Origin of the sequence: Phocaeicola dorei (assembly GCF_013009555.1) — a bacterium.
Classification (GTDB): Bacteria; Bacteroidota; Bacteroidia; order Bacteroidales; family Bacteroidaceae; genus Phocaeicola; species Phocaeicola dorei.
In genome coordinates this window covers 142,495-163,466 of record NZ_CP046176.1, presented here as the reverse complement: position 1 = coordinate 163,466, position 20,972 = coordinate 142,495, and the positions used below count along the sequence as shown (strand labels likewise).

Here is a 20,972-nt window from a genome sequence, read left to right as displayed (position 1 = left end):
TTATTGAGAGGATATTGATTTTCTATTTCTTGAAAATAAGAATTTAGTTTCTTTGATAAAAAGTGTAGTATTATATCATATAATTTGCATCTTTGCTTAAACCTCTTGAAGAAAATATCTAAACTATTCAAAAGGCTTCAAAACGTTTCAAACCCGTCTATATTTCCCTCAAAAAATAGATATATAGATTATTGCAAGCAATTCCACTTGCATGTAATTACTAAAAATCATGTTCAATTATTCTAAAGATGGTGTCGTAGTTTCTACGGTACTGGGTGCACGTACAATCAACAAGGAGGGTAAATATCCTGTTAAAATCAAGGGTTATTATCAGAAGAGGCCAAAATATGATTCCATTGGCATTTGTATGACAAAAGAAGAATGGAACAAGCTGCCGGGCAGTAAATCGTTTGAATACAGAAAAATCAAACAAGCCATTGAAAGCTGTTTTTCTTTAGTCCGGATGAATGTTGAAGCACTGGCAGAAAAGGGAATATTCTCTTTCAATACGCTTAATTTACGTTTGGGAAAGGCAACCGGAGACACTCTAAATAGTGTCATAAGAGCAAAAATTGAGGAATTGAAAAGCGAAGATAGAATCGGAACAATGCAATTCTTCAAATGTACTTTAGTTATGGTTGAAGAAGTTGGAGGAAAAGATATTCCGTTCAGTGCCATTACTGTTGAATGGTTGCAGAAATGTGAGAAACTTTGGTCAAAGACAAGAAGCGTTTCTACAATCGGTATGCACATGAGGAATATTCGTACTTTGATGAATGAAGCAAAGAGAGCCGGAGTTATCAAAGAGTCGCAATACCCATTTGGAAAAGGCTTGTTTGAGATAAAGACCGGTATTGGAAGAAAGAAAGGCTTGACAAAGAAACAGTTGAAAGCTATTTTCGATTATAAGAGCGGAAATGAAACGACTAATAGGTATAAAGACCTTTGGATATTCATTTACTTGTGTAACGGTATCAATCCGACAGACATGCTGAAACTAAAGTTCTCGGATATTGTGGACGGTGAGATATGCTTTGTAAGGCAGAAAACAGAGCGCACAACAAAAAACAGAAAAGAGATACGAGCAACTATTTCAGTACAAATGCAGGCTGTCATTGATAAATGGGGAAATAAGCCTCTACCTGACAATTATATATTTCCATATATGAAAGGGAATGAAACGGCAATTGAAGCTAAAGCCATAACTCGTGATGTAGTAAAACGAATAAACAAGCGTATGAAGTTGATAGGTGAAGAATTGGGAATCGGCAACATTACCACATACACCGCAAGACACTCATACGCAACCGTATTGAAACGAAGCGGAGTCAATATCTCGTATATAAGCGAGTCTTTGGGGCATACCGACTAAGAACTACAGAAGCATATCTGGCGAGCTTTGAGAAAGAAGAGCGAACTAAGAACACCAACCTTTTGACCTCGTTTTTATAGCCTATATAGCTTATATGAGCTGTCTTCTCTCTTTGCCCGGTAATACCTACTCATTAGGATAACCGAGCTTTCTTTGTGCTAAATTACTGGTGCGAGGGCTTAATAATATAGTTAAAATACCCTATTCCCTTATATTCTGACAATATCGTGGATATATGTATTAACCGAAAATTCAATTACTCGGAAAATTATTAATGTCAAAATAAATAAAGTTATGACACGTAAGAAAAGAACCCAAGAAGAACAACCTTTGACTACTGAGGTTGTAGGAGCTAAAAAGAAATCTCCAAAGAAAAAGAAAGCAGTAGAAGAAAAGCCTGTTGTTGTTCAAGAACAGGAAGCGAGCGTAAACGAGCCTACTACCCAAGAAGACGTTGCGGAGAATACTCCAGAAAAAAGAGAGTATACCATTGACGAGCTTATCGATATGTTAGGGCCGGATATTGAGTGCGAGGATGAAACAGAGGTTGAAGATACTTCTTCACCAGAGAAAGAAGATAACGGGGAAGATATATTTGCCACTTTGGATGATTGGACCGAAGATGACGATGAAGAAGAATTTTCAGATGAAATCATTGATATGTTTGATAAAACACTTGAAGAGAAAGGACTCGGTGACGCTTACTTTGAGCGGTTGGAAAGGAATATCAAAGAACATGAGGAAGCTCAAAGGGAACGCGAACTTTATATTGATGAAGTCAAGTGGATATTACTTATTATTACAACGATTGGATTGCTATTGGCAATATCATTAAGAATATGTTTGATGAGGAAGGTAGGGCTTTATTCCATAAGGTTAGTAGTTTTTATCCCAATTATGACTATGATGAAACTGATAGTGAATATTCCGCTATGATAGTGGGGCAGTATCGATATAACAGTGACCGCTTATTTGAAATAGCCGCAAAATACGGGCTCATTCCTCCTATCAAAAAGTGATTTTGAGAATAAAAGGGATAACTATCGGTGTGTAGCTTATCCCTTTTATTTGTATTATACTATCGGTGAAAAACCTCAACCGGTAAGGCAATAGTTATGAAAGAAAGAAACGAGATGAAATGCGATGTAATTTACCGGTGTGTTTCGTTTATCATTGATTATCAGTACTTCTCGGAAGCTGTGTGCAAATTGTGTGCAATGAACTTTTGTGTGCAAAGAAAAAAGCCGCTACAAATCTCTTTGTAACGGCTTGATTTCCTTTGTTTTATGCTTTGTGGACCAGCCTGGGCTTGAACCAGGGACCTCCAGATTATGAGAACGATAAAATGATATTCTGCGATAGTTTATTTTATCAATATTTGCTGAATATCAAGTAGTTATAAATTTCACTATTTCTTATAAAACTCATTAAATACCCATAACTGAAACCGTTTGTTTACGCATTGTTTACGCAGAATTTGAGAGATTGTATATTGCCGTTAAATTCATTAGGGATACAGCACTATTACTTTATATTAATAGTCAATGTTAAATATCGCATCATATTTTAGTACCCAATTTTTGCCAATTCAGCTTGATTGTCCATACGATATGCATCAAATTCATGATCTCGGCTCAATGAGTCGAAGATTGATGCGACATCTGGGTACGTGTAGCGTGTCTTATCTGCATATTTCTTGTATTTCTCACTTCGTGTTCTTTCAATTCGTCCTCCATCGTAGGGCAGACGTGAGGTCATACCACGATTGTTAAAGAACTGGCATCGAAAAGAATTTAGGATTGATTTGTCACGACCATGTTCACTATATTTTGTCAATAGTTTACAGAGAACATTCTGTGGGTAGTCTTCCCTGTCAGGAATGTTGCCTAACAATTGACCAAACACTATCTTTGCAGCATGAAAATACTTCTCTCTTTTTGCAAGAGACATAAATTCATCGGCATATTTCATCAAAGCATCTTCATCTAATGTCCCGTTTTTTGTCAATCCAGGGCAACTTTTTACATGGCCTTTGATAAAACGCAGTGAAAGCAACCCGATGTTTCTCTCTGAATCAGAATAAGTCTTATCGTCAAAATCTTCATCTCCACGGTATGCAAATGATATTAGTTCTAACAAATTTTTTGGCTCTGTGTAAATAGAATGATACAGGCGACAATCAGAATCCAGATGGAAAATTTCGCTAAGTAAAAGTTCTAAACTAACTATTTGTTCATCTTTGACATTTGGATTTTTATCAAGATATTCCAGTATTTCTTCTGCATCATGCCTGTACTGCTCAAATTCTGGTGTTTTAATATTGTTCAACCATCCTTGTAAGGCATTAAAGGCTGGTGCAACAGGAATGTCCTTCCCACCATAACTAACATGACGTAGCAAAGATAATACATCGCCATACCTACCCACTTTAAGCAGTTGCTCTGTCATTATGTTCAGCGTATCGTCAGAATAGCACCAAACAGATACGGTCTTCCAATAATTTTCCTTAGCTTCTTCTGGTAGAGTTTCGACAAATCTGGTTAATTCTTCATTTGTTCCGATGCTAATAAGAATATCATTCCGATTATTGTATTTCTTCACTACTTTCCAATAGCGTTCCTTGTTTGTGTTGAATAAAGAGACAAAGAATCCTGCTAAAAGTTGATTGTCAAAACCTTCGTTTAAAACAAAATCAATCATCGGGTATGTGGTCTTGAATTTTGCAAATGCAAGGCCTGTTTGATATTTGTCTTCAGATTTCTCGACAATCTTTCTTAAACCATCGAATCCTATCCGCTTGTACAGTTCTTTCACGGCAGCTACTCTGAAACTCAACTGCTTTTCTGTCCACTTACGTATATCATCCTCTCTCCGATGTAGTTCATGTACAGGCAAAAATGCCTTGAATTTCCACAAGTTAGCCTCAATAATATCATCTGGCAATATGGCTTCTAAGAGATTTTTTAGCCAGTTCATCTCATCATCACTTATACACCAATCTGAATCACGGGCTTCTTCAAAATGATATATTTTTTCTCTTATTTTGTCACAGAACTTATTTTTACCTTTCAGAAAATCTATATTTGAAGAAATCGCATCTTGGACTTCTTTCCTAAGATGAGCAGGCAAGTCAGGAGCAGTCGCTGTTTCCAACATGCATTCAATAGCATCATTGCTATAATCGCAATTTTGTATCAACATCCTCACTGTAGCTGTTAATGCTGTCAAAAACTCATCCATTGTCACGGCTTTAACGTCTTCTCCGAAATATCTCCACCGCATTATGCGGCCATTAATGCTTTGTGATTGACGACTATAGTTCACTAAACATCTACAAAGTCTAAAAACAAATGGTCTAAACTCCTCTGCCATGGATTCAAGTACCATAAAACATTGCTCTATGGTTGCTTTTGTTTTAGGCATCCAGAGACAATATATTTTGCACAACGACTCAAAAGGATTTCCAGCATACCCTTCTTTCTTCCCTAAAGGCGAGAGTTCAAACAGGATTCGGCTAATTCTGGAAAGATTCTCTGCAGGCCAGGCCAAGTCTTCCAATGCAGATAAAACATATCCATAGTGCGAGCTATTACCCCACAAGGAGGTATGCTCAAAATTGATTCGGAACATCTCACGGATGATAGAATTATCGCTCATCACATCATCTTCAATTCTCTGAATAAAAACCTGAGGCGAAGCTTCTGCCAAGAGAGATATCAGATTATGTTTGCAATAGCTAAACCACCATTCTAAAGTGTTTATATTTAATATTGCTCTAACCTTTTCGTCAACCCACGGAATCAGTTGAGCATTTTTGTCACCTCGAAGAGCCAATAACACCAATGTCAAGAATACCCCTTCTTTAGCATAATAGCTATACTTCGTATTATGTTTTTGCCAGAATAAGGAATCAGTCGTGGCTGCCTTTTTGTCATCAAGGTCAATATCATTTGCGACTTTGTCAATAATAGCAGAGAATCTATCCAAGTATTGGGGTGTGATAAAATCTATTGCATAATTTATAGCGTCAAATGGAGATATAACATACCATAGACTATCAATAAGTCCCAAAGGACTATCGTTGCCTTTAGCAAATGTCTGAATAAGATTTTCGAATTGGCAATATTCGATCCCTGAAAGCTCCTCAATTAATTTTTTGTCTCCTTCCTGATTATTCAGCCAACGCCCAATCAGAAAAGCCGGAAGTAATCGGCTGATATTTTCAGGCTTCGCCCAATCAGGATTATTGCGTTCAAAACCAAGTTTTCTTCTCAAGATAGCTGTGCTTCGCCCTGTATCAGAACAAAGCTGCCTTGCTTGCGTTTCATTAAATCCGCTTTCTTTTAAAGCATTAATAAAATCGTCTGGCTCTGGTGTCTGTAGAGTGATAGACACTCCACTTTTACTTCTTGAAGATGGATGTGCAACATAGACCAAACAATTCTCGTTTGGATCAATGTTTTTATCATCTCCACTAGAGATAATAACCATATTGGAACATTGTGAAGCCAATAAGCCTGTGGTTTCATTGTCTTTCGCAAAAAGCACTCTATTTTTAAGGCTGTCATCTCCGTATTGTAATATAGCAGCCACGACAAATGCAAGCGATTCTTCTATAGAATGGGAACAAACATCTATCGCAATATGATTTTCTGTTTTCTCCAAAAGTTCTTTGACAGATTCCTTACGTCCTCCAATGGCAACACTATAACAAAGTTGCTGCCCTTTGTCGTTGGTTGACCATTGGTGCCAATATGATTCTATGCTCTGAATCTTCACCCTATGGGAGATGTTAAGTTTTTCTGTCAGCCATAAAGCAACAGAAGGATAATAAGACAACCAATCTTCCAATTCTACAGCTGTTATCACTTTAACCTTTTTCCACTCATTCAGTTTGTTTTTGTCTGTTTCCCAAGATGGAGCTTTTGGCCATTCGCGAGGAGTGATGAAAACGAAAGTACATTCTTCTTTCTCAAATCCTAAAGAGTCTTTTGTACGTTTTGTATAATCGTCATTAGCTTTTGCCGCAACATTCTCATTTGTTCCCATTTCAATAAGACATGTACCAGCTGGCAGATAAGTGTCATTATCTTCAGAAATAACAATGCCATCCCATCCGGCAGAATGAGTGCTTTCTTCAGTCGGTATGTACACCTTTGAAAGATGCGGCTTGGTTACATGCACCAATCGGCGTATTAACTCAGAAAGCAAACCCCGGATTTCCAACGTGTCTGCCCATCGTTTGAGATTATTGGCCTTAATGAGTTTCATTATGCTTTAATATTATATATTTTGCCCATACGTTTATTTTTAACAGTAGTGTTTCTTTAAGTGTGTCTGAAACGAGTTTTTCTCAGGAGTGAACATACAAAATTAATTTAAATTTTTATCAACTCAATCATCCTTTCACATATAAATCAATAAGTAAGGGGATTTGATTGGTGCTATAGCCAATTATTTGTCGTATAAATACTCTTTTTTGATATATTTCATCTTGATTCTCTGGGTTTATTTGTACCTTTACACCGAAAGGAATGTCTTTTATGGAAAAAGAAATGATTAACAGGCTGAAGATTGTGCTTGCTGAAGAACAAAAAAGTAGTAAGTGGCTGGCAGAGCAATTAGGAAAAGACAGGGCTACTGTCTCCAAATGGGTGACGAATACCATGCAGCCTGACGCAAGAAACCTCCTGCGAATAGCAGAAGCTTTGAATATTGATGCAGGTAGACTACTCAACCAAAAACATTTGAAAAAATGAATGAAATAGATATTATCCAACAGATAAAGTCTGGCGAGGTCAGTAAGATGCAGTTCAAAGAACGGCTCCTTGACAGCTACGACATCGGCTGCGAATTGGTGGCATTCAGCAATGTACGTGGTGGAACATTGGTCGTTGGTGTGAAGGACAAAACCGGCAGTCTCAATCCTTTGTCATATCTGGAAGTACAGGAAACCACGAACACACTTAGCAACATCGCATCAGAGAATGTTGTTCCTGCCATCCTTGTTGATGTAGAAACTATTTCCGTGGATGGCGGAAGCCTTGTTGTGGCTCATATTAAAGAAGGGGTGAATAAGCCTTACCACGACAATCGGGGTATTGTGTGGGTGAAGAACGGTGCCGACAAGCGCAAGGTGTTCGATAATGCCGAACTTGCCGAGATGATGACCGACTGCGGCAGTTTCTCGCCTGATGAAGCTGGGGTTCGGGATGCTACGATTAAGGACTTGGACGAGAATACCATCAAAAATTTCCTAAGCAACAAGTTTGAAAAAGCATTGGTGAGAAAGGGTTGGGTAGGCGATGCTTTACGTGAAGCCTCTTTAAATACTGTCTGCTCTGCAATTGCCAGTGGGCACGATGGGGAGAAACTGCTGCGTAATCTACGTTTCATCCGGCCCGATGGAAAAATTACAGTGGCTGCAATGTTACTGTTTGGCAAGTACACCCAGCGTTGGCTTCCAGCCATGACAGCAAAGTGTATCTGCTTTGTGGGCAACAATCTTGGCGGTACACAGTTCCGCGATAAGGTGAATGATGCCGACATTGAGGGTAATCTGCTTCATCAGTTTGAAACCATTATGGATTTCTTCAACCGAAACTTACGTCATATACAAGTCGGGCATGAGTTTAACTCGCAAGGAGCATTGGAGATTCCATACATCAGCCTTGTTGAATTTACCGTAAATGCTTTAGTGCATCGCTCACTGAATGCGACTGCTCCTATCCGCATCTTCATTTTTGATGATAGGGTGGAGATACACAGTCCCGGAACTCTTCCCAATGGGCTTACCATAGATGACATTGTTGTGGGAACTTCCATGCCACGCAATATGTTCCTCTTCACAAATGCCATCCACTTGCTTCCCTACACAGGAGCAGGTAGCGGTATGCTTCGTGCCTTATCTGAGGATATGAATGTTTCGTTCAACAACAATGACAGGACTAATGAGTTCGTGATTACGATAAATAGGCCAAGAGGTAACCAAGTTAGCAAAGGAAGTGACCAAGTTGGCGAAAATAGTAACCAAGCAACCGAAGAAAGTAACCAAGTAAATGGCAACTTAGTTACTAAACTTGGACACTCTGACACCAACTTAGATACCAACTCTGACACTTTTAATACAGACTCTGACACTAAACTTAGACACTCTGACACTGACTTAGATTCCGACTCTGACACTTTCAATGCCGACTCTGACACTAAACGTCCTAAAATAACAAATAAGCAGAAGGATATAGTAAACTTTTGTAGTGTACCACGTAGCAGCAAGGAAATTCTCGAAAGAGCGGGTGTGACATATCATAGCAAGAACATACAGACATACATCATGGCCCTTGTCGAAGCTGGCTATCTTGAAATGACCAATCCTGAGCACCCTAATGCCAGCAATCAAAAATATAGGAGAAATAAAAAATAGCCACATATATTTACAGGAAAACGCGCCTTAGTTTTTCTATGTTTCTATTTTGAGGTATGAGAAGAGTTTCCCGTCACTCATCGACGGGTTGCTCTTCGTTGAATACCTGCTTCTTGATTCGACGAATCAGGTAAGTAATTGCTTTAGGTGCTTTCTCGCGGCACACCTTCAGTTCGGCAAGGAATTCCTCTTCTGTAGCATCAGAATTGAAAAGGTCCACTAACTCACAGTTATTGTCCGACAACTTGTCGAGTTGTAAACCATGTCTCTGCATCAATGTGCGCAAGGCGAGGATGCCGAGGTCGTACTTTGGTCGTGCTTCCACCAACTTTCGCATAAGGTCAAGTCCAGGGTCTCCTATGTGCATCTCATTGAGTATGGCAATCATGAAAAGAACCTTTGCATCAGGTGTTGCCATTTCAAACACATTCGCCAACTGGCAGTTGGTATCGTCTGCTTCTGTGTAGCGTTCAAGTTTTGCCAAGGCACGCGATTTAATGTATAGTGCCTCTGCACATTGATGTCTTTCAAGAACCTCGCCGATAAGAATCAAGGCATCCTTGTACTTCTGAGCGTAAAGACTCAGCAAGGCTGCAATGAACTTCGGAGCCCAATGGCTCGTATGAAGAAGATTTTCCGGAATGTCCTCTATCAAACCATACAGATGCTCGTCACATACTAGTATGTCCAGGAAACGTTTTGCCTGCTGCATCGCCTCCTTGAAGTCGCCATTCTCAGCTTTCTTTGTCACGAGCATCAGATACTGCTTTGCTGCTTCGTCGTAGTCATTCTGCTGAAGAGCACTATAAACTGCCTTTCCGCTCTCAATCTCGTTATCGATCTGCTGTTCGTTATTGTACTCGCTTGCGTAAGTAAGGACTTCACGGCTAGTGTGAGCATACTGAGGAATAATGTTTTTTGAGAGATAAAGACCTTCCAGTGTACGTACACGGCTGAGTGCCACATAGAGTTGGCCAGCTGCGAACATCCCTCGGCTCAGATCAAGCGAAAGCTTGTCGAAAGTCATGCCCTGGCTCTTGTGTATTGTAATTGCCCATGCCAGTTTCAGAGGATATTGGGTGAAGGTACCTGTCAACTCCTTCTTCATCTTACGTTCTTCCTTGTTATAGTCGTAGCTATACGATTCCCAAGAGCAGCAAGGCACAACATACGTCTCGCCATTGTTGAGCGTGACGCTTATCTCGTCCTTGGTGAGTTTGGTCACCTTTCCGAGCGTACCGTTTGCCCAACGTTTTTGCAGATCGTTGCGTGTGAACATCACCTGTGCACCAACTTTCAAGCGAAGTTTCAGTTCTACAGGAAAACGTTTCTCCTCGAAAGTTCCGTCAACAGTACCTTCGTACACGAACTCCTCTGCTTCAATCTCCTCCAGTCGCTGAAGGTTAATCTTGTCAGCAGTCTTGTTGATGGAAGCTAAGGTGATGACAGCACCGTCTTCCTCATTTGGCACGCGTACGCGATCATTAAGATGCGTGATGTCCTCTGGAGTTACCTTATTCATGCGCACATTCTCCAAAATGTGAAGAAAGTGTGCATCATCCTGACGATACACCTTCTGAAACTCAATCTTTACGAGTCGCATGCGCTTAATGGCATTCGACTTATAAAAGAAGAAGTCTTCCGTGTGATACAAGTCTTTCAACAGATCTTTTTCTGGTCCTTGCCTTACGACAGGAGGCAACTGGAACATGTCGCCAACAAAAATCATTTGCTTGCCTCCGAATGGAGTGTTGTTTCTGAGAGCCTTGCGCATGGTATAGTCGATAGCATCCATCACATCACATTTTACCATTGATACCTCGTCAATGATGATGCTATCTGCATGGATAAGAGTGAGGATTTTTGCCTCGTTCATCTTTCCGCATGTTCCAGGAGTACAAATCTCCATCGGAAGACCGAAAAAAGAGTGAATGGTGTCACCCCCGGCAAGGATGGCTGCTACACCTGTTGGGGCAAGAGTGATGAACTGCTTCCCAACCAACTTCTGAACGTTGTGGAGGAAGGTTGTCTTACCACTACCAGCACGTCCCGTTAGGAAGAAACTGGAATTTGTGTTGGCAACAAGTTCATACGCAAGTTGCTGTTCGTGATTCAGTGGGTCTATCTGGGTATTCTGCATGTTCTATTTCTGTTCAAGTTGTGGAAGGATTTGGGTGAGGCGTGTGTTGAAGTCGTTATCGAGAAAACTCTTGTAGCACCCTTCGATGATGCTTTTGGCTTGTGCTTCGAGCTGTTCCTTTGGCATAGCTGACCTCTGTGCTTTCAGAACGCCTTCGAAGTAGTTGCATACCATGGTTTCCGACTCTTGACGGATGAATTCTTCGTTACGGAACGTCTTGTCGTAGTCACGTTTCTGCACAAGTTCCAGTCTTGTACCGTTGAAGGCATAGACCTCAATGCTGTCGATGTAAGTCCAAGTGTGGTAAAGCCCCACTTTCTCCACAATGACAATACGGTCGCAGAATCGTACGCCTTTGTAGTAGCGATGTCCGTTACCACTTTCATATTCCTCGCAAAGGAACATTTTCTGACCTTCATCCCACACAGGGACGTGAACTCTTGGGTTGCCAAATGTTGGCAGAATCTTGTCGAACAAGTCTTTGTTGATTGCTTTTGCAAGTGATGCCATCTCTTGTTAGTTTTTCTTAGTTTATGGACTTGGTTACTTTTTTCTTGCTTATCAGCTTATTGGAGCAACTTCTGCTGCGTTTCTTCAATCATGTTTCTGGAGAAGGCGAGTAGCTGGCTGTCAGCAATGATACTTCCCATAGCCTTTGCCTGTCCTGCAAGGAAGTCCTTCAGCATGACAATGCTTTCCTCTTTGGCCGTTCGCTCGTTGAAGCATCTCCAATTGCAGCCGCCCCAAAATTTTTGTGCAATGATATTCGCTTTCTGCCCGTTCCATGCGAAAAGCGTAATGCCGTTCAAGAAGGTGTGAGCATATCCTTCACCTATGTGGTAATATACGGCCAGTCGGTTAGAGAACCGGATTGCTTTGTAGTAGGTATTTCCTGCTGCGCTGGTATAACCAAGGGTGAGGAACACGTTCTTCTCTGGGTTGTAGGTGAGGGAACTGCCCGAGAGGGCTGGGAGTGCCTTTGCGGCAACGAGTGCGAGTGATGTATTCATATTCTTTCGATTTTGTCTGTTTAGCGGAATGGGCCGCCACCTCTGTTTTGATAAATAATGTAAAACAAAACCAACTCTCTCGGAATTGCAGTGCGAAGTTATATGGTTTTTATGTACCGACCTAAACCTTTTTCAAGAGTATTGGTTCCTTTGTACTTGGAACCAATACGTTGTTTCTTGTTAGGTTATGCGGCAACCCGTTTCTTACGAATGGCTTCCATGCAGCGGCTTGTGCAGATTATGGAAACGTACATCAAGGTGAGATCATTTGTGCGTCCATGTTTCTTGTGATTTGCTTGTGCCTGACGCTTTTCGATTATACGTCTCAGTATGCGGTTCTGTACATTTGGAGTCTTAGCCTGACTCCTGATGTTTAGATTGAGGAGTATTCCGTTTAGGACTTCTATTTCTATTTTCTTGGTGATAGTTTCACACACTTCTTTTGCTAATGCAGAGCGATATCGAGGGGTATTCTTTATCAACTCCCATTTCTTGTTGACCTTATGGTGAGCATTTGCTTCTGCCTTCCTGTTTGTTGCGAATTGCTTTTGGCTTGCTTTCTTGTTCATAGAGTTCTTGCTGCTGTTTGTTGCTTGTTTCATAGTGTGCAGATTTTGTTGTACCCCACCAACGATTTGCAGCGTCAACTCCGAGGTGGTGTCGAAGTTTGACGCTGCAAAAGTAACGCGTTTTTAGTTAATAAAATCAAGTGGAAGTGAGTATAATGGTTCCTCTTATTTTGGAACCATTCCGCTATTTTTCGTGAGGATACAAATTGGCTAAATCACGTACTCGTTGCGCAATTTCTTTCCGAACGGAATCTGGTGAAACAACCTCTAATCCTGCTCCCATCTGAAGTATGCGTCCGTAGAATTCGTTGTTCGGTTCTACATCAATGGAGAACTCCGCATACTCTCCATCGTCATACGTGCCGAAAGATTTCACAACGGCATAACTCTGATGAAGAGGTTTTGTGTCCATTAATTTATAAATATATAATGAACGCGCACGTATAACAATATGTTCCTTATGGGCATCTTTTCTATGACTTACGCCAACTATGTCCTTGAAAAACGCATCATAGAAGTGCTTCGGAGCTGGCACATATTCAACTTTGCCCCTTTCACGAGGCTTTGATTGTATTCTGTCGAGAGCTATGTTATAACCATATTCTGGAACTCGTCCGTCTGCATGACCGAAAAGATGCCATCTGCCATTATATTCCTTCAAGTAATGTGGATGGAACATTAGTGTGATTACTTCTTCTTCAAATGGCTTATAGTCTATCTCCATAACCATTTTGTTCGTGATGGCTTCATACAGAGAAGGCAAGTACTCTATGTTGGTTAGAATGCGGTCAAGACTTGCGCTTATTACTTGTTCTCCTTTTTGTCGTTTAACTTTTATGTCAAGCAGATCTTGGCAATCCTTGAAGAAGTACTCCAACCATGATTTTGGAAAGAAACCTGCAGAACCTTGACAGAACTTCCAGTATTGACGAAGGTTGTTGATAACCTTAGCATTACGCATTTCTGCGAGAGGATCATTATCCTTGCCTATGTAACGGAATCGCCTGTTCTTATTATTGCCGTCTTCCTCAAAGCAATCGTCAACATTCTTATTGTGAACACCCAGTTTGTCGCGGATGGCTTTCTTTACAATACAAACTATCTTCTTTAGTTCGCCATAACCATCACAATTGGATAAATTTGCTGGTAGTTCTTCTATAGAGCACCCTAACCTATCTGCCATAATATCTGCATTAGTAACCCATCGACGGCTCATCAGCCACCGATAGGTTATTATAGCAAATTCAGCCTTATAGCTCTCGCCATCAAAGAGGTTTTTACGTTGCATGTTTAAATAATAATCCCACGTATAGATAAAAATGACTCTATTCTTTCATTTACTTCATGGCAGTATTTCTTTGCGAGTTCAATGCGGACTTGAGGAACCCCTTGATTATTATGCAATTTTATATTGCGGATTTCATTCATAGTTGCAAATTTTTCTCGCCACTCATCCCAAGTTTTTGAGAATATTTGTTGAAACCATGACCATTCACGCTTGAAGAATATCTCTGGCAAGTCAGATGGGTCACTATAGTCAATAATAGAAGATGACATGTCGGGATACTTGTTAATAGCCTTACTCATTTTATTCTTCATAGCATCAAAGCGGCCTTTTGCTGTGAATCTTGGATCAACATTCTTTTCAAGCGTATTTGCATTCTTAGTTTCTAAATGACTAATCATCTTAGATTCATATCCTTGATACATATCATCACAAAAACACTTGACGATCTTTCTCATATTTCCTTCTGCTTTTGACCATTCGTCGCCAAAAGGCAAAACATATCGTTTAAGATTCATCCATTCGGTAAAATAACGAGAAATAGCAATTCGTATCGGACCACTTGATTCGGAAAGAAACTGAGATTTGTCAATAATGCCATAACGTTCCAATTCTGATAATTCGCTGTTTGGAATTTCATCATCAGGTCCCCATGTAGACAAGATAAGAGAACGCAATAATTGCCATTTTTCCATATCTCTCCATACTGCCCAATTAAAAGAATCATGTAATTTGTTTATTAATTCTTCGCTAAGTTTTAAATTCGAATCATCATCACAAATGTAATCTTTTGTTTCTTTTTCAGCCCAAAAGCTTCCGTTTAGTAAATTTAGTAAGCAGGGATGAGTTCCAACATAATAATCGGTCTCTTCCTTGTATCTATTTGACACAGCGACACCAATTTTCTCTTCAATCGATACCCAATAATCTTTCATGTCATCTTCATTGAAGGCTTTTAGCTTATAACCATTAACAAAAGTTGATGCAAGAATAGAAACGTTAGAATTTAAAGCTCCTTCTACCTCTTTTTCAATTCTTTCTACCATTCGTCTCGATGCAACAACTGCCCGAAGTCCATATTCAGAACCACTAAACAGAGTTCTTACCTGTCCAACAGTTCCTTTTGTTGCTATCGTAGAAAAGTTATCAAACTCATCTATCAAGATTAACCCCAAGAAACCAGATGCTTTCATACATCTAGCAACGGAGCATACATATTCGTAATCAATATTATTCTCGTCAACATCCTCAAAATCCAATTCGTCAATAAAGTTAGTGTATTTATCACTCGAATGAAATTGTTTTTTTAGTTCTTTGCGAATGCCCTTTCCAATTATTCTCCACATGTCATTTGAATTATCACACTCGTCTAATGATATATAGAGAACAACCAAATCATGTGAATAATGATTCTCTTGAATCATTGTTTTGAAGGCTTTCAAGAGAGATGACTTTCCGATTCTTGGCAAGCCAACAATATGGTAATTGGAAATTTTATCTGCATTAATAATATATTCATGCATTTTCTTTAATACAGATTTTCTACCAATAAAATCAGTTCCTATTGCTTCCTCTGTGGGAGAAGCAAAAGGATTTCTATAAAGATTCATAGTCTTAAAACCATTTAATTGTTGAGTATCCATTTTACAAATAGTTTAACATTTATAGAATAATCTTCACCTTGTTTAGAAATGACTCTACGTGAATACAAATTGTTTAGTACCTCTTTAATGTGTTCTTGTGGCATATCAACATCAAGATCTTCCATGTTAACATGTCCGCCCGCCCTAGTTTGCTCAGCGATTGCTTTAAGGATCCTTTTGTTGTCGCTCTCATAAAAATCCGAGCCATCGGCTTCTTTAGTTAAACACTCAAACGTAGAAGGTTCAAGTCTGTCAGTTCCTGTACATAGACGATTGGCAACAGTTTCAATTTCTTCTTTCCCTACAGTACGAGATTTCTTGAAGTTAAGATAATCCACTAACCTAGTACAGAAAATCTGTGTAAAGAATGCACTTCCAGATGTGTATTCATAAATTAGTTCTTCTGCATGATTAAGAAATACAACATTCTTGATTGGGTCTTTAATAAGCTGAATAGCTTCCTCTCTAGACAGATATGACAGAGGCTCTTTGCTGAATTTGTTGAAATAATTTGAAGCATAGCTTTCATTCATGAAATGTGGTAGGGTATCTTGTGCAGCAACAATTGTCTGTAGATTGATATCAGGAGTTTCTATGAGAGCAATCCACCTTCTCATAAAGTCTTCACTGACTTTCCCGTCCTTAATTAGTTGGTAAAGGTAAGTGAATTCGTCAATTAGAATTACAAAGTGACTATTTTGCAATTCGACAATCGTGTTTATGTATTCTATAAATTCCCTTAAAGCAGTAAACGCATCAGACTCAGTCTTGAATAATTCTAAAATAGACTTATCGATGTTTTTGATACGAGATTTTCTTATCCCACGTAATAACGAATATGCAATATTTCTCAGTATCCAATTAACAGGATTAGACTCTTCGTCTGGGAGTCCTTGTAAACTAAATTTACCACATATTACAGAACCATTCTCAGTAGACTCAAGCCTACCAATAATCTGATTAAGCAACGAACTTTTTCCAGAACGTTTCTGTCCATATATTGCGATCTGATTTTTAGAACCGTTTAATATGGCATTTTGAATGTTAACAATAAGTGATTCTCTACCATAGAACATTGAATCGCCAGCCTCAAGTTCTTCTCCACCTGATGCATGGCGGAACTTATTATCAATTTCAGTAAATGTTTCTTTATTGAATCTTATAGTTCGTCCTTCAATCTTTGTTTCGTGTACACGCTGATCTGTTGCGATGAAAATATCATCGTAATCTATTTCAAACTCTACCTCTGCAGCGTTCTCATTGAAAACCCTATCACACATATGTAGTTCTATGCTTATGGTTTTTTCTTCATCCGCAGAAAGCCTTACATCAATGTTTACAGTATTAGCCTCTGTCAGATCGCCTCCAAATGCTTTAAGCCTATTTATATGTACATCACGAGCACTATCGCTAGAATTCCTAATTTCAACTTTTAATTCTGCTGATTGGGAATCTTCCAACACTACTGATTCCAAAATCGAGATGGTGATTGTAGGATTTACCCTTTGCTCTATTTCTACAAATTTTGAGTAAATATTATTTTTCAAAAGACTCAAAGACGGCAAAAGAGTTTCGTATCCTATTTCAGTGGGGTTAGAAGATAGTTTTGATGTGATATTAGCAATCTTTTGATCAATATTCTTATAAGCATTAAGTATTGAAGTATATTTTTGACCTATATTAAAATCTGTAACCAAAGATACTATCTTGTCAAAATCATTTTCAATAATATTCATTTCGCTATTCAGTAATATTGTACTCGTCTGAAGATACGAAATAAAAGACATGAAATTAATTCTAGGATCGGTGGAATATTGTATGTATCTATTATTTAACTCTTTAAGTAACGAAGGAAACTCGTCGATGCTATCGAAGTTTTTACCTAAGCTTTCATATTCTTTCAAAATTCGTTGTCTAATCGCAGGATTAGAATAAGACAGCATAGCAAGGTCTAACTTATTGTCAACATCACTCTCAACAGCCTTCTTGAACAAGTCTGCAAGTTTGTATCCAGCTCGTACTTCTCGCACCCTCCACATACTCGTATACATTTCAATGTCAGATGGAGTATATTCACCTAAAGTCATAAGGTACAGGCCAACTGTATAGTCCAAGTTGGTATCAAAGTTTCTATTACGATAATATAATCTAAGGAGATATCTAACTTCACTATACAACTTTTCATCTCCAATAGCTAAAATGTTCTTGGCTCGGCTTAAAAGAAAATTGAGAACATCTTCCATTGGGTTATACCCAACAATGTGGAAAGCTAATTGAAGCTTGATTAAAGTAAGATATGCTAAATCATCTGCATTGTTTTGTTTTATATAATCCTTTACCTCATCAATATACTCTTCTTTATACAATCCGGTTCTAATTGTTTCCTGATCTGGGGTGATTCCGTTAAAATCTTTGTGATTCAGAATAGCATTTTTTACATATAAAGGTAAATGTACGGATGATTGACCAATAGAATTGATGATGTTATCTATTGATTTCTCGGTTATCTCAATTCTATTTGACAAGGTATTAATAGTCTTAAGCAATCCCTTAAAATATTTTGTTTTACCATCTTGCTTTTTAAATACAACAAGAGCCTTTTTTATAAGAGACTCTGACACATCATACATTTTATGCGATTTGGTATAGCTAAAGGATCTTAAAAAAAGATTATAACTTTTTGACGGATCAGTTTTTATAACTTCATCTATCAACAAGTTTATTCCCTTCGCGTATTCTTCAGCAGAAAGTTTTTCGGCAAATAGTTTCTCTGCATCATTTGGAGAAAATGGCATTTTAATGTTTACTCCAATCCTATTTAGGTAATATGTAAGATTCTCGTTAGTCTCAATCGTATTTGTAAACAAGTTGTCGAAATCTTCGATATATTTTTTTAGACGAGCACAAGTTTTGGGGTCATATCGTTGAGTTTTTTCAATTAGTTCTTCAATAGTTTCACGGGCACATTGTTTATGGATACATACAGCCATTGCACCTCGAGCATTTTGCCCCAGTGTAAATATGACTTCATCACCTACACAAGGAGCCTCAATAATACCTGCATAAGAAACTAGTTCTGTTGTATTGAAATACAAGTTGTCTTCTTGATTATTCTGGCTTATCCATCCATACATGGGACCCATCCTTAGAATTTTGCCCATAGATGGTAGCATTTCGCTCTTGGAGTCAACCATAACAGTATCTTTAGTCTTTTCTTCTTCAGATGCATTTTTGTTTTTCTTCTTTGGATCCCGGATTTCGTCAAGGTTAATATATCCTATAACCTTTGGTCCCTCTAATGATGTTGATTCCGGCTTATATATTTCCACATTTGAAGTTTCTGACTGTCTTTTATTGGGTTCTTTATCAATCATTTCTTCAATGTTGTTATTAGCTGCCTGAACCTCTGCAGAATCATCTTCTTGGTTATTAGTAGATGTTATCACAGAGGCAATAGTATCAGATGTGTCATCGTCAGCATAACTATCTAATGACAAAGATGGTGACGAAATAAATGATTTAAGTTGTTTTTTTAGCTGTTTAATCTTAGTTTGATTCTCAGGAGCATTAGTATTCTCCAAAATGAATCTCAAAAGACTAAATATCTGGGCTCTTTGTATATCCTTACTATTATCTTTCTTTTGCGAAATTAACTTTTTAAAGCATTCAAAGACTTCATAATATGTCATCTCCATTAGTACACAATATGCCTTTTCGCCTTTAAATGGAAATGCAAATACTCGCTGACCTTTTATAAGATTTTCTTTATTAATTCCTATAAGACTTACTTTTGAACAAGAAGCATTCTTTCCATCGTCGGTTACTAACCATATTCTTCGACTTTCTGCCATTGTTATGGTAGCATTCGTCCTGATTAATGATGATGTATATAATCCTTCTGACAAAAGAACGTTTTTAATAATGTCGTTGGCAAAAGAAAGGTCAATAAGGTTATTAAATAAAAACGCAGACTCTATACTGTCTATTGAATCACATTTAATTCTAATAGAACGACCACCTTTTAATTCAAGTTGAACAAAATGTTTGTTTAGAACACTAATTATACCAGCTTTTATGTTCCCAAAACTATTTATTTCAACATTATCGCCCACCTGAACTCCACTCAGAATATCGTAACAATCTTGATTATTATCCACTTTTTTTAATATACATTGTGAGTTGGAGTTAGCTTGACTGTTATTCAAAGGGAATTTTAAATATACCATAGTTCCTTCATTTCTTCTTTGCATAGAATTCTCAAATACAGCTTCTAAAAATAAAGTCAACTTCTTAAAGCCATATTCTGTGTAATCAATGCCATTATTCTTGAGCTTTGGAGCAATTTCGACTAAGTCGTACCATCCTTCTGAATCTGGAGAACAATATGAATCAATAGTAGAAAGTACGCGTTGTTTTATTGTGTTTTTTTCGATTGCTGTAAGAACGTTCTTCCGTTGAGCACTAACCGAAACAATACCATTATCTTCTGTAGCATTATTTTCGTTATTGAAGATTTTTTCAGAATTAAAGCCATTTACAGAAGAAGAATCAACAACTTCGTCTATTATTACATCATTTATGTCCATGGGCGTTGTCTCTATTTCGTTATTCATTGAGAGAGCATAGTTTAACAGAGGCTGCGCTATTCTTTGAAGTCGAATGCCAGGCCATTTAATAAGGGGCGCGAAACTTGCTTTTAAAACGTCAGTTGTTAATGGTACATGATGAAAACTAAATACAATACTTCCAAGCTTGATATATAAACAATATTCCTCTTTACTATAATAGTATGAGATTTCATCGTTTTTTAATACATCAACTGTCTTAATCAGTCTAGCTGCGTTTGATTTGATCAAGTCATTAGACAATTTATTTTTGAATGCTTCTGTTTTTATAACAGCATTCAAAAAGTTCAAAGCACATAGTTGTAAAAATAAAGAATCTTCATTATCTTGATGGGGATAAAGTACAATACCAATTGCTTTTTCTACCAATTTGCCATCTGTAAATTGTAGAGATTCAATAGAGGAATTCTGAAGCCACTTTGTGATTAACGAAGATATCTCGTTGAAATTAATACAACTCATGCCTTTTTATTTTGATTTTGTCAGCAATTAATAAATGTTACGATTGACCAACAAATCTTTAATGTTGACCTTTAACAAATCCGAAATCTTTGCCAGTGTCTGCAAATCGGGCTGTGTGGTGTTTGTGCACCACTTTGAAACCGTTACGGGGTCTTTTCCTAATTGACTTGCAAGCCAAACACCTGTTTTGCCAGCATCAGCCAATGCTCCTTTAATTCTATTTAAATTCTCCATGCAAATTTCTTAATGTTGAATGCAAAGATATAAAAATCTTCTGAAAAGACTTGTGAAATTGCAATAATACTGACTGCTTGTCGAAAATTAATCTATTATTGCCCCCCTGATTTTATTATTTCCATAAAAGGAGGGTAAACCATATAAATCATACTATAGCTAAATTTTGGTGTAGGAACTATGTAAAATTGATAGTATCATCATGTGCG

The 20,972-nt window shown here is 38.2% G+C and carries 12 protein-coding genes and 1 pseudogene; 4 read left to right on the top strand and 9 right to left on the bottom strand.

The features are described 5' to 3' along the window. Positions 1 to 229: 229 nt before the first annotated feature. Both GKD17_RS00610 and GKD17_RS23670 read left to right on the top strand, forming a co-directional pair. Positions 230 to 1,452, top strand: a pseudogene (locus GKD17_RS00610) (tyrosine-type recombinase/integrase). Between the two features lie 759 nt (positions 1,453 to 2,211). Then, positions 2,212 to 2,391: a hypothetical protein gene (locus GKD17_RS23670; protein ID WP_080549523.1), complete on the top strand. Its 180-nt coding sequence runs from the start codon at positions 2,212 to 2,214 to the stop codon at positions 2,389 to 2,391. Positions 2,392 to 2,938: 547 nt separating this feature from the next. Here GKD17_RS23670 and GKD17_RS00595 read toward each other — a convergent pair. Further along, on the bottom strand, positions 2,939 to 6,643 hold the full coding sequence (locus GKD17_RS00595) for a hypothetical protein (RefSeq protein WP_007834536.1): 3,705 nt from the start codon (positions 6,641 to 6,643) through the stop codon (positions 2,939 to 2,941). 272 nt (positions 6,644 to 6,915) lie between these two features. Here GKD17_RS00595 and GKD17_RS00590 point away from each other — a divergent pair, with 272 nt between their 5' ends. Further along, complete coding sequence (locus GKD17_RS00590) at positions 6,916 to 7,131, top strand: helix-turn-helix transcriptional regulator (RefSeq protein ID WP_008767280.1); 216 nt, start codon at positions 6,916 to 6,918, stop codon at positions 7,129 to 7,131. After that, positions 7,128 to 8,795, top strand: coding sequence for an RNA-binding domain-containing protein (locus GKD17_RS00585; protein ID WP_007834534.1), 1,668 nt, complete (start codon positions 7,128 to 7,130; stop codon positions 8,793 to 8,795). The genes GKD17_RS00590 and GKD17_RS00585 overlap by 4 nt, the downstream gene beginning before the upstream one ends. 73 nt (positions 8,796 to 8,868) lie before the next feature. On the opposite strand, the gene GKD17_RS00580 is transcribed toward GKD17_RS00585, so the two are convergent. The 8 genes from GKD17_RS00580 to GKD17_RS00545 all read right to left on the bottom strand — a co-directional run bounded on the left by GKD17_RS00580 (position 8,869) and on the right by GKD17_RS00545 (position 20,763). Then, positions 8,869 to 10,935, bottom strand: a complete 2,067-nt coding sequence (locus tag GKD17_RS00580; RefSeq protein ID WP_007834533.1) for an AAA family ATPase — start codon at positions 10,933 to 10,935, stop codon at positions 8,869 to 8,871. 3 nt (positions 10,936 to 10,938) lie between these two features. Further along, entirely contained in the window at positions 10,939 to 11,445 is a 507-nt protein-coding gene (locus GKD17_RS00575) for a hypothetical protein (RefSeq protein ID WP_007834529.1), read from the bottom strand. Positions 11,446 to 11,501: 56 nt separating this feature from the next. Next, complete coding sequence (locus GKD17_RS00570) at positions 11,502 to 11,945, bottom strand: hypothetical protein (protein ID WP_007834528.1); 444 nt, start codon at positions 11,943 to 11,945, stop codon at positions 11,502 to 11,504. A gap of 185 nt (positions 11,946 to 12,130) precedes the next feature. Beyond that, positions 12,131 to 12,547: a hypothetical protein gene (locus GKD17_RS00565; protein WP_007834526.1), complete on the bottom strand. Its 417-nt coding sequence runs from the start codon at positions 12,545 to 12,547 to the stop codon at positions 12,131 to 12,133. Positions 12,548 to 12,698: 151 nt separating this feature from the next. Then, positions 12,699 to 13,802 carry a helix-turn-helix transcriptional regulator gene (locus GKD17_RS00560; protein ID WP_007834524.1) on the bottom strand — a complete coding sequence of 368 codons (1,104 nt, stop codon included), beginning with the start codon at positions 13,800 to 13,802 and terminating at the stop codon, positions 12,699 to 12,701. Positions 13,803 to 13,804: 2 nt separating this feature from the next. Continuing rightward, the gene (locus tag GKD17_RS00555; RefSeq protein WP_007834517.1) at positions 13,805 to 15,442 is read right to left on the bottom strand and encodes an ATP-binding protein; all 1,638 of its coding nucleotides are present in this window, start codon (positions 15,440 to 15,442) and stop codon (positions 13,805 to 13,807) included. Next, a complete protein-coding gene (locus tag GKD17_RS00550) occupies positions 15,424 to 20,529 on the bottom strand; it encodes an ATP-binding protein (RefSeq protein ID WP_007834515.1) in 5,106 nt (1,701 codons plus the stop codon). Before GKD17_RS00550 ends, GKD17_RS00555 begins: the two co-directional genes overlap by 19 nt. A 27-nt stretch (positions 20,530 to 20,556) precedes the next feature. After that, positions 20,557 to 20,763: a helix-turn-helix transcriptional regulator gene (locus tag GKD17_RS00545; protein ID WP_007834513.1), complete on the bottom strand. Its 207-nt coding sequence runs from the start codon at positions 20,761 to 20,763 to the stop codon at positions 20,557 to 20,559. Positions 20,764 to 20,972: the final 209 nt, after the last annotated feature.